Origin of the sequence: Allosphingosinicella sp., assembly GCF_036402135.1 — a bacterium.
Taxonomy (GTDB): Bacteria; Pseudomonadota; Alphaproteobacteria; order Sphingomonadales; family Sphingomonadaceae; genus Allosphingosinicella.
Genome location: NZ_DASWTN010000024.1, coordinates 86,571 through 97,760, shown reverse-complemented (window position 1 = coordinate 97,760; position 11,190 = coordinate 86,571). Strand labels below are relative to the sequence as shown.

General features: G+C 64.2%; 11 protein-coding genes. All 11 read right to left on the bottom strand.

Translation table 11 applies throughout. From position 1 onward, the window contains the following. Positions 1–223: 223 nt before the first annotated feature. Complete coding sequence (locus VGD10_RS07095; RefSeq protein WP_331040104.1) at positions 224–784, bottom strand: hypothetical protein; 561 nt, start codon at positions 782–784, stop codon at positions 224–226. A gap of 113 nt (positions 785–897) precedes the next feature. Then, positions 898–1,158, bottom strand: coding sequence for a WGxxGxxG family protein (locus tag VGD10_RS07090; protein ID WP_331040103.1), 261 nt, complete (start codon positions 1,156–1,158; stop codon positions 898–900). Between the two features lie 55 nt (positions 1,159–1,213). Beyond that, the gene (locus tag VGD10_RS07085) at positions 1,214–1,423 is read right to left on the bottom strand and encodes a WGxxGxxG family protein (RefSeq protein ID WP_331040102.1); all 210 of its coding nucleotides are present in this window, start codon (positions 1,421–1,423) and stop codon (positions 1,214–1,216) included. Between the two features lie 124 nt (positions 1,424–1,547). Further along, entirely contained in the window at positions 1,548–2,348 is an 801-nt protein-coding gene (locus VGD10_RS07080; RefSeq protein WP_331040101.1) for a MipA/OmpV family protein, read from the bottom strand. 46 nt (positions 2,349–2,394) lie between these two features. Continuing rightward, entirely contained in the window at positions 2,395–3,630 is a 1,236-nt protein-coding gene (locus tag VGD10_RS07075) for a TCR/Tet family MFS transporter (RefSeq protein WP_331040100.1), read from the bottom strand. Positions 3,631–3,649: 19 nt separating this feature from the next. Then, positions 3,650–5,638 (bottom strand): acetyl/propionyl/methylcrotonyl-CoA carboxylase subunit alpha, encoded by a 1,989-nt coding sequence (locus VGD10_RS07070; protein WP_331040099.1) that lies wholly within the window; start codon positions 5,636–5,638, stop codon positions 3,650–3,652. Between the two features lie 211 nt (positions 5,639–5,849). After that, positions 5,850–6,839: a biotin synthase BioB gene (bioB, locus tag VGD10_RS07065; RefSeq protein ID WP_331040098.1), complete on the bottom strand. Its 990-nt coding sequence runs from the start codon at positions 6,837–6,839 to the stop codon at positions 5,850–5,852. After that, complete coding sequence (scpA, locus tag VGD10_RS07060) at positions 6,836–8,980, bottom strand: methylmalonyl-CoA mutase (protein ID WP_331040097.1); 2,145 nt, start codon at positions 8,978–8,980, stop codon at positions 6,836–6,838. The genes bioB and scpA overlap by 4 nt, the downstream gene beginning before the upstream one ends. Further along, a complete protein-coding gene (mce, locus tag VGD10_RS07055) occupies positions 8,970–9,389 on the bottom strand; it encodes a methylmalonyl-CoA epimerase (RefSeq protein WP_331040096.1) in 420 nt (139 codons plus the stop codon). Before mce ends, scpA begins: the two co-directional genes overlap by 11 nt. Then, on the bottom strand, positions 9,386–9,622 hold the full coding sequence (locus tag VGD10_RS07050) for a hypothetical protein (protein ID WP_331040095.1): 237 nt from the start codon (positions 9,620–9,622) through the stop codon (positions 9,386–9,388). The genes mce and VGD10_RS07050 overlap by 4 nt, the downstream gene beginning before the upstream one ends. Further along, complete coding sequence (locus tag VGD10_RS07045; RefSeq protein WP_331040094.1) at positions 9,603–11,135, bottom strand: acyl-CoA carboxylase subunit beta; 1,533 nt, start codon at positions 11,133–11,135, stop codon at positions 9,603–9,605. The genes VGD10_RS07050 and VGD10_RS07045 overlap by 20 nt, the downstream gene beginning before the upstream one ends. Positions 11,136–11,190: the final 55 nt, after the last annotated feature.

The following is an 11,190-nucleotide window of genomic DNA, read 5'->3' as shown; positions in this document are numbered from 1 at the left end:
GCGCGGCGACTTGCGCCGCCGCGCCCCTCCCTCGTCCCTTTCGAGCACAACCGCAGTCGCACCCATATCGGCCACCCCACTTAGCCACGCTCGAAAGCGGCGGTACTAAGAGCCGCTCCCCACAGCAGCTCCCGATACGGTATTTCTACGGTGAAAAGTCCTAACAAAAAGTAAACGGCAGGCTCGTCTCAGCTCATCCGGCTGGGGAAGCACCGCCTTCGCGTCAATCTTGCGAGCCGCCTTTTTTGTCTCCCGAAGAGGCTCCGCCCGACTTCGGTTTCGACGATCTGGATTTGGCCGTGCCGGACTTGGTGCCGCCCGACTTCGACGATTTGGCAGAGCCGCTTCCGCTCGACTTGGCCGTCTGGCTTTGGCCCGAGGCTTTGGCGCTCGTCGCGGTCGACGCCTTTTTCGCGGAAGGCTTTCGAGTGCTGGTGCTGGAAGTGCTGCTCTTCGACGTGCCGCTCTTAGCCGTACTTTTGCGGGTGCCGCCGCTCTTCTTGGCGCCTTGACCGCCACTGCCGGCGCTTCCGCCGGACGTGCTGGCGCCGCTGCTCTTCGAACTGCTGCTTCCCTGATCTTTCTTGCGGCCGCGAAGGAACGGCAGCGCGACCGCCGCAATCGCTCCGGCAAGCACGGCCGCGCCGGCGGCAATCGACGTCTTCGGGTTCTCGCGCGCCTTTTCCGCAACCCGGCCGGCGCGCTCGGACAGCGAGTTGCCGCCTTCCTCTTCCTCAGGTTCCGCTTGCGCGTGGGGCATGGCCGAATTCGGGATGTGCGACATCGCTTTCTCCATCGTCAGGAATGTTCTGCGGCAGGAACGATGCGGCGCCTTCAACGGTTCCTGCGGCGCCTGGAAACCTAGTAGCCCCGCCGCTAAAGCGGCGGGGCGTTCAGTCAGAGCCGGGTGTCCGTTCTCGTTCCAGTGGTGGTCGACGTGTCGCGATGACGCGCATCGATATGAACGTCCGGCTCACGCTTGCGCGGGATGAGGCCGAGCAAGCCGAGAAGGCCGAGCAGACCCCAGGGGAAGCCGTCTTCCTCTTCTTCCTGATAGGTGGTGGTCGTGTAATTGGCGTCCGTCGTTGTCGCGGTTGCCGAAGCGGCGGCCGGGGCAACCATGGCCAGAGCGGCCGCGGCGATCATATATTTGCGCATATTGTCTCTCCTGTTTGTATTTTCCGCCATTGCTTCGCGGATGAATCTTTTGGGATCAGCGGCGCGTGTCGCGCGCGTCGTGACGCTTCCTGAGGCCGAGCAGGCCGAGCAGGCCCAGAGCGCCGAGGATGTTCCAGATGAGGTCGTTGTCGCCCTCTTCACGCGTCGTCGTGGTGGTCGTCGTTTCCTGCGCCAGCGCCGCGGTGGCGGGGCTCAACGTCAGGATCGCTGCCGCGACTGCGGCACGTTTCCATCTGCTTTTCATGCTCGTCTCCCTGTTGGGCGCGCCGAGACGGGTGTGCCGTTACGGCAACGCTTGGCCACAAACGGGCCGCACACGGGGTCGTTCCACCCCGAAGGAGATAAGCCACTAATCTATATTGGTTTCGTCAGCGGACGCGGAAGCTGTAGGCGATGCCGATGCCCGCTTCATATTGGTTGCGCGAACCGACGTCGCTCAGCACGAGCGGCGAATCCTTCGCATCCCCAAGCAGGCGGTCGTAGCGCCCATAAGCCTGGAGCCGGAGTTGGTCGCTGAGGCGGTAATTGGCGAAGGCGAGGGCGCCTGCGCTGTGAAGGCCGCCGTCCACATCGTAGACAGGAAGGCCGGTCAGCGCCGACTGCGCCGGGTTCACGCCGTAAAAGGCGCGGACATAGCGCTTGTTCGCCAGTCTCACGCGCGGCCCGATGGAGAATTGAAAGTCGTCGATATCGCCCATGATGAAGTCGCCGCCGACGTCGCCGACCAAGCCTTTATGCCCGCCAAAGCCCTTCCGCACCTCTCCTCGCAGGCGGAGATTGTCGCTTAGATAGGATTCGAAGAAGGCGCCGCCTTCGATCGTGGTGCCGACATCGCCGATGCCGAGGATCGCGTCCTCTTCGTCCCGGCCGCTCTGGATCTGGATGGTCGGGCCGACGCGGAATTTGTCGTTGCCGACGATGCCGAAGCCGAAGCCTTCGTCCGGGGTCTCGAAGCTCGGGCCCCGTTCCGTTCGGTAGAAGTCGATCACCGGCCAGAAGCCCGCTTCCAGCTCCTCGGCACCGGGAAACTTGGGCCGGACCGCGGCGCCTGGCCCAATGGAGACGGTCCAGCCGCCGTCTTCGTCGGGCGCATCCTGCGCAGTCGCGGGGGCGGCCGCAAGGAGCGCCGCGGCGGAGAGCGTCAAACGCAGGAAAGCTAACTTCATCATCATCGCCGCTAACGGACGATACGGCAGGAAGTTTCGTGGGCGTAATTTACGCCTTGTTTTCAGCGCCATGGCGTCCAGCGACGATGCCCATGGCGGCGCCGCCGAGCAAAACCACGCCGGCAATGACGAAGGCGAGGCCCGGCGCATCGAACCAGGCGGCATCGCCGACGGAGCGGGAGTAGACCCAGCCGAAGAAGAGAGGCGAAGCGACGCCCGCGATGCTGCCAACGCTCATGTTCGCGCCCTGAAGCTGCCCCTGCTCGCTCTCCGACACGCGCTGCGTCATCAGCGACTGGATGGTGGGCATGGAAAGGCCCCAGAGCGCACTCACGAAAATGGCGATGACGAAGGTCCAGTCGGTCGGCGCGAGGCCGAGGAGGGCGAGGCCCGCCGCGCCGACGAAGAGCCCGAAGACCATCGTCTTCCTGTCGCCGAAGCGCTTAACGGTGGGGCCGACGAGGAACGCCTGCACCAGCACGTCGAGCACGCCCCAGAGCGCCAGCGCGAAGCCGACCTCCGCCGTGCTCCAGCCGTAGCGGTAGGCGGCGTAGAGGACGAAAACGGCCGAGAAGACATGGTGCGCAAAGAAGAGCAGGAAGTTGACGATGGCGAGGCCGGTAAGCTCCGGATGCGAGCCGAGCAGCTTTAGCGCGCCGAACGGATTGGCCCGCGCCCAGGAGAAGGCCATGCGCTTTTCCGGCGGCAGCGATTCCGGAAGCACGACGAGGCCGTAGAGGAAGGCGAGGCCGCTCAAGATCGCCGCGCCCCAGAAGGGCACGCGCGGGCCCCATTCGCCGAGCACACCGCCGATCAGCGGCCCCGCGACAAAGCCGGCGCTGAACGCCGCGCCGATGAGGCCGTAGGCGCGGGCGCGTTTCTCGGGCGGCGTGATGTCGGCCATGTAAGCAAAGGCGGTGGTGAAGCTCGACGACGTGATGCCGCCGAGGATGCGTCCCACCGCAAGCCACCACATGTTCGGCGCCAGCGCCATCAAGGCGAAGTCGGCGGAGAGGCCCGCCGCGGAAATGAGGATCACCGGCCGCCGGCCGTAGCGGTCGGAAAGGGATCCGATCACAGGGGAGAAGATGAACTGCATCGCCGCCCAAATCGCGACGAACAGGCCGTTATAGATGCCCGCTTCCGCGTTCGACCCGGTGAAATCCTCGATCAGTACCGGGAGGACGGGGATGACGATGCCCATCGCCATCACGTCCAGCACTGCCGTGATGAAGATGAAGGTAAGGGCGGGATTGAAGCGCGCGCGCGGAAGCATGGTCACCATCCGCGCCTCTCCGCCGGCCTCAGGCGGCTTCGAATTCGAGGATGATCGCGTCGACGGCGAGGCTGTCGCCGGGCTTCGCCTCCACCTTCTTCACGACGCCCGCTTTCTCCGCGCGGAGGATGTTCTCCATCTTCATCGCCTCGACGACCGCGAGCGGCTGGCCCGTCTCCACCTTGTCGCCTTCGGATACGTTGAGCGCCGTGAGCAGACCCGGCATCGGGCAGAGCAGATAGCGTGAGAGATCGGGCGGCGTCTTCTCGATCATGTAGCCTGCAAGCGCCGCCGTTGCAGGATCGAGCACGCGCACGGAATGGCGCGCGCCGCGCGTGGTGAAGACCCAGGAGGAGCCCTTCCGCTCCACCCGAACCGTTAGCGGCTCTCCCTCGATCATTGCTTCGACGATGCGGTCGCCGGGAATGTAATCGGCTTCGACGTCGAGGTCGGCGCCGCCGACCACGACAGCGTCCCCCTGGACGCTCACTTCAAAATCTTCGCCATCGATGTGCGCCACCCATTCGGTCGGCGCTTCGAGCGGCTGCCCAAGCTGATTATCGATATGGCGCGCGCGTTCCGCTTCCACGGTTGCGACGAGCGCGCCCAGCGCGGCCAGCTTCCGCTTCAGCGGCTGGTCGGCGGGCGCGCCGGTGAAGCCTTCCGGATATTCCTCGGCGATGAAGCCGGTGGTGAGGCGGCCTTCGCGGAAGCGCGGATGCTGCATCAAAGCCGACAGGAAATCGACATTGTGGCCGATGCCGTCGATTTCGAATGCGTCGAGCGCCGCAATCTGGCGGTCGATCGCCTCCTCGCGCGTATCGCCATAGGTGATGAGCTTGGCGATCATCGGGTCGTAGAACATCGACACTTCGCCACCTTCGAACACGCCGTCGTCGACCCGCACGCCGTCCTCTTCCTCAGGCGGCTGATAGCGGACAAGCCGACCGGTCGAGGGCAGGAAGCCACGATAGGGGTCTTCCGCATAGACGCGGTTCTCGATCGCCCAGCCGCTCAGCTTCACATCGTCCTGGCCGAAGCTCAATTTCTCGCCCGCGGCGACGCGGATCATCTGCTCGACGAGGTCGAGGCCGGTCACTTCCTCCGTCACCGGATGCTCGACCTGGAGCCGGGTGTTCATCTCGAGAAAGTAGAAACTCTGACCCGTCGGATCGGCGCCGCTGACGATCAGCTCAACCGTACCCGCAGAATAGTAACCCACGGCCCGCGCGAGCGCGACCGCCTGCTCGCCCATCGCCTTCCGCATCTCCGCCGTGACGAAGGGGGAGGGGGCCTCCTCCACCACCTTCTGGTGGCGGCGCTGCACCGAACATTCTCGCTCGCCCAGGTAGACGATATTGCCGTGCTGATCGCCCAGCACCTGGATCTCGATATGGCGCGGGCTTTCGATGAACTTCTCGATAAAGACGCGGTCGTCGCCAAAGCTTGCGAGGCCTTCCCGCTTGGTGGCTTCGAAGCCTTCGCGCACGTCCTTCTCAGACCACGCGAGGCGCATCCCCTTGCCGCCGCCGCCGGCGGACGCCTTCATCATCACCGGGTAGCCGATGTCGGAAGCGATCCGCACCGCCTCGTCCGTATCGGCGATTTCGCCGAGATAGCCGGGCACGACGTTGACGCCCGCTTCCTTCGCGAGCTTCTTCGACTGGATCTTGTCGCCCATGGCGGCGATGGCGTTCGGTGGCGGGCCGATGAAGGCGATCCCATTGTCCGCAAGCGCCTTGGCGAAGCTTTCGCGCTCGGAGAGGAAGCCGTAGCCCGGATGCACCGCCTCCGCGCCCGTCGCCTTGCAGGCGTCGATGATCAGCTCGGCATTGAGGTAGCTTTCGCTGGCCGGCGGCGGCCCCAGCCGGACGCTCTCGTCGGCCATCCGCACATGCGGCGCGCGCGCGTCCGCGTCCGAATAGACCGCGACCGTCGCGATCCCCATCTTTCTGGCGGTTCGAATGACGCGGCACGCAATCTCGCCGCGATTGGCGATCAATATCTTTTTGAACATCAACTAAGCTTTCGAGCTCGGATAAGGCGTCTTGCTATCCACACGTAAGAACCTACCCACAGCAGAGCTGCGAGCCCCAACATGTACGGACTTATTATAGGCTCCGCGGACATTCCCCAGAACGGAAAGGTGAAGAACAGGAGCGCAAAGCCAACAACTAGCCACGCGAGAGCCCATTCGAATAGCTTCCAGAGCGTCTGTCCTTTCATGATCACTCTGCCGCCACACGCGCCGGTTCTTCCGACGTCATCGGCTGGAGACCCAGTTTCGCAAACAAAGCGGCATCCGCGCCCGCGCCGGCATTGCCGGTGGTGAGCAATTTGTCGCCGGTGAAGATCGAATTGGCGCCAGCGAGGAAGCAGAGCGCTTGGCAAGTCTCGCTCATGCTCTCGCGGCCGGCGGACAGCCGCACAATGGAACGCGGCATCAGTATGCGCGCGGCGGCGACGGTGCGGACGAATTCGATGTCGTCGATCTTGCTGTCGCGCTCGGCCAGCAGGCGGTCGCCGAGCGAGGTGCCGCTTATCGGCACCAGCGCATTGATCGGTACGCTTTCCGGATGCTCCGGCAAAGTCGCCAGCGCGTGGAGGAAGCCGACCCGGGCTTCCCGCGTCTCGCCCATGCCGACGATGCCGCCGCAGCAGACGGCCATTCCGGACGCGCGCACCGCCTCAAGCGTGTCGAGCCGTTCCTGATAGGTGCGGGTGGTTATGATCTCGCCATAGTATTCCGGCGAGCTGTCGAGATTGTGGTTGTAATAGTCCAGCCCGGCCGCGGCGAGCCGGTCGGCCTGGCCCTGCGTCAGCATGCCGAGCGTCATGCAGGTTTCGAGCCCCATCGCCTTCACGCCCGCGACCATCGTGCAAAGCGCATCCATGTCGCGCTCCTTAGGTTCGCGCCACGCAGCCCCCATGCAGAAGCGGCCGGAGCCCGCGGCCTTGGCTTCCGCGGCTGCGGCAAGCACCGCGTCCGCGTCCATCAGCTTCTCGGCCTTGAGGCCGGTTTCGGCAAAGGCAGACTGGCTGCAATAGCCGCAATCTTCCGGGCAGCCGCCGGTCTTGATCGACAGCAAAGTCGAAAGCTGTACCTCGTTCGGCGCATGATATTGCCGGTGCACCCGCTGTGCCTCGAACAGGAGGTCGAGGAACGGCATGCCGAACAGCGCGCCGATCTCGTCACGGCTCCAGTCGGTGCGGATCATTCGGCGGCTTCCTCGAGCGGGGGCATGTTGTGACCGAGCAGCTTTAGGACCTCGCCGGCGGCTTCGACAAGGTTGGTGCCGGGGCCGAAGATCGCCTGCACGCCCGCTTCGCGGAGCATGTCGTAGTCCTGCGACGGGATGACGCCGCCAACCACCACCTTGATGTCGGCGCGCCCCATGTCGCGGAGATGGCCGATCAGTTCCGGCACGAGCGTCTTATGCCCCGCCGCGAGGCTTGATGCGCCGACCACGTCGACGCCGCGCTCGATGGCGAGGCGCGCGCTTTCCTCCGGTGTCTGGAAGAGCGGGCCGGGCACCACTTCGAAGCCAAGATCGGCGAAGGCTGAGGCCACGAGATTGGCGCCGCGGTCGTGGCCGTCCTGCCCCATCTTGGCGACCAGCATGCGGGGCTTGCGACCGAGGCGGCGACCGACCGCGTCGACGCCTTGCTCCGCCCGCTCCCAGCGCGGATCGCCCTGGTAGGCGCCGCCATAGATGCCGCTGACCGGCTCCGGCACCGTGTCGTAACGGCCGAATATGTCCTCCAGCGCCTCAGAAATTTCGCCCAATGTGCAGCGCGCCCGCGCCGCCTCGACCGAAAGCTGAAGCAGGTTCGCGTCGCCACGTGCGCCTTCGCGAAGCGCATCGAGAGCGGCTTGCGCAGCGCCGTCGTCACGGCCGGCACGAACCTTCTCGAGGCGTGCGATCTGGCCCGCGCGCACTTTGGCATTGTCTACTTCCAGGATGTCGATCGGCGGCTCGTTCTCCAGCCGGTAGCGGTTGACGCCGACGATGGTCGTCTCGCTGCGATCGACCGCGGCGGCGCGCGCGGCCGAAGCCTCTTCGATCCGCCGCTTCGGCATCCCTTCGTCGACCGCCTTGGTCATGCCGCCCATCGCTTCGACTTCCTGGATCAGGGCCCAGGCTTCGTCGGCGAGCTTTTGCGTCAGCGCCTCGACATAGTAGGAGCCGCCCAATGGATCCGCGACGTTGGTGATGCCGGTTTCCTCCGCGATCACCAGCTGCGTATTGCGCGCAATGCGGGCGGAGAAGTCGGTCGGAAGCGCGATCGCCTCGTCAAAGCTGTTGGTATGGAGCGACTGCGTGCCGCCGAGCACCGCCGCCATCGCCTCGACCGTGGTACGAATGATGTTGTTGTACGGGTCCTGCTCGGTCAGAGACACGCCGCTAGTTTGGCAGTGGGTGCGCAGCATCTTTGATTTCGTATTTTTCGCACCGAAATCGTCCATGATCCGGTGCCACAGGAGGCGCGCGGCGCGAAGCTTCGCCACCTCCATGAAAAAGTTCATGCCGATCGCGAAAAAGAAGGAGAGGCGGGGCGCGAAGGCGTCCACCTCAAGCCCCTTGGCACGGGCGGCGCGGACATATTCCATCCCGTCGGCGAGCGTGAAGGCAAGCTCCTGCACCGCCGTCGCTCCGGCCTCCTGCCTATGGTAGCCACGGATCGAGCTGGAGTTGAAGCGCGGCATGTTCGCGGACGTGTAGGCGATGATGTCCGCGACGATCCGCATCGAAGGTTCGGGCGGATAAATGTAGGTGTTGCGGACCGCGAACTCTTTCAGAATGTCATTCTGGATCGTGCCGGTGAGCTGATCCTGGCTGACGCCCTGCTCCTCTGCGGCGACGATGTAGAAAGCGAGCACCGGAAGCACCGCGCCGTTCATCGTCATCGATACCGACATTTCGCCGAGCGGAATGCCATCGAACAGGATCTTCATGTCTTCGAGCGTGTCGATGGCCACGCCCGCCTTGCCGACATCGCCGGTGACGCGGGGATGGTCGCTGTCATAGCCGCGGTGGGTGGCGAGATCGAACGCGACCGACAGCCCCTTCTGTCCCGCAGCGAGGTTGCGGCGGTAGAAGGCGTTCGAATCTTCGGCGGTCGAAAAGCCGGCATATTGCCGGATCGTCCAGGGACGTCCGGTGTACATCGACGCATAGGGCCCGCGCGTGAACGGGGCGAAGCCGGGAAGGCCGCAGTCGAAATCGGCGGTGTCTTCAGCCGTATAGAGCGGCTTTACGTCGATGCCTTCCGGCGTCCGCCAGGTGACGTCTTTGCCCTTCAGTTCCTTGGCCGCCGCCGCTTCCCAGTCGGCGCGGGTCGGCTTGTCAGTGCTCACCTTTGGGAGTCTCCATCAGCTCGACGAGAACGCCGCCCATATCTTTAGGGTGCACGAAGATGACGGGCGTACCGTGGGCGCCGATGCGCGGTTCGCCGAGCACCTTCGCGCCCTTCGCCTCCATCTCTGCTTTCGCCTCGTGAATGTCCGGCACCTCGAAGCAGACATGATGCTGCCCGCCGGCAGGGTTTTTGGCGAGGAAGCCGCTCAGCGGCGAATTGTCGCCGAGCGGTTCGATCAGCTCGATCTGGCTGTTCGGCGTATCGACGAAGCAGACCCGAACCCCCTGCGGCGGCAGGTCGAACGGCTCGTGGATCTTGGTCGCGCCAAGGAAGTCGCGATAGAGCGCGATGCTCTTTTCAATCGATGGCGTGGCTACGCCAACATGGTTCAATCGGCCCAGCTTCATCCGCTAATTCCCAGAAGAAGGTCGGCGGCGATGAAGGCGACGAGCGCGAAGCTCAGCGCGTGGAGCGCGAGCAGCACATTGAACTTTGCCGCATTGTCGTCGCGGCTGACATAGCTGCGGTAGAGCGGCAATCGTCCTTCGCGAATACCGCGCACGATCCGCCACGCGATGAGCGGCAGCAGCGCAAGCCCGATGACGCCGACCAGCAGATCCTCAGAGCGGGATATTGTCATGCTTCTTCCACGGATTCTCAAGCTGCTTGTCGCGGAGCTTGCGGAGGCCGAGCGCGATGCGACGGCGGGTCGAATGGGGCATGATGACTTCGTCGATGAAGCCCTTCGACGCTGCTACGAACGGATTGGCGAAGCGCGCTTCATATTCGGCGGTACGTTCGGCGATCTTGCCCGGGTCGCCGATGTCTTTCCGGAAGATGATCTCCACCGCGCCCTTAGCGCCCATCACTGCGATCTCCGCAGACGGCCAGGCATAGTTCAAATCGCCGCGCAAATGCTTTGACGCCATGACGTCATAGGCGCCGCCATAGGCCTTGCGAGTAATGACCGTGATCTTCGGCACCGTCGCTTCGGCATAAGCGAAGAGCAGTTTCGCGCCGTTCTTGATGATGCCCTCATGCTCCTGCGCGACGCCGGGGAGGAAGCCCGGCACGTCGACGAAGGTGACGATCGGAATGTCGAAAGCATCGCAGAAGCGAACGAAGCGGCCTGCCTTCTTCGACGATTTAATGTCGAGGACCCCGGCGAGCACCATCGGCTGGTTGGCCACGATGCCGACGGTGCGGCCTTCGATGCGGCCGAAGCCAATGATGATGTTGGCCGCATGGTTCGGCTGAATCTCGAAAAAGTCGCCCTCATCCACCGTTTTCCGGATGAGTTCGTGCATGTCGTAGGGCTTATTGGCGCTGTCGGGGATGAGCGTGTCGAGGCTCTCGTCCTGACGATCCCAGGCATCGGAGGTAGGCCGCGTCGGCACGTCGTGCCGGTTCGACAGCGGAAGGAAATCGAAGAAGTCGCGCGTGGCGAGCAAGGCCTCGATATCGTTCTCGAACGCGACGTCGGCGACGCCCGACTTGGTGGTGTGGGTGACCGCGCCGCCAAGCTCTTCCTGAGTCACCACCTCGTTGGTGACGGTCTTCACGACGTCCGGCCCGGTGACAAACATGTAGGACGAATCTTTCACCATGAAGATGAAGTCGGTCATTGCGGGCGAATAGACGGCGCCGCCCGCGCATGGCCCCATTATAAGGCTGATCTGCGGCACCACGCCCGAAGCGAGCACATTGCGCTGGAACACTTCCGCGTAGCCCCCGAGCGAGGCAACGCCTTCCTGGATGCGGGCACCGCCTGAATCGTTGAGGCCGATGACGGGCGCGCCGACCTTCATCGCCATGTCCATGACCTTGCAGATCTTCTGCGCGTGCCGTTCCGACAGCGAGCCTCCGAAGACGGTGAAGTCCTGCGCAAAGACATAAACGAGCCGGCCGTTGATCGTGCCGGAGCCGGTAACGACGCCGTCGCCCGGCACCTTCTGCTCGGCCATTCCGAAATCGGCGCAATTATGTTCGACGAACATGTCATATTCTTCGAAGCTGCTAGCATCGAGCAGCACCTCGACCCGCTCCCGCGCGGTGAGTCTGCCCTTCGAATGCTGCGCATCGATACGCGCCTGCCCGCCGCCAAGCCGCGCGGCCGAGCGCCTTGCCTCAAGTTCGTCGATCGTTGTCGCCATGCGCCGTCCCTGTCCGCGAAAGGACCCCAATCGGACCTTGCACGCGGAAAATCAA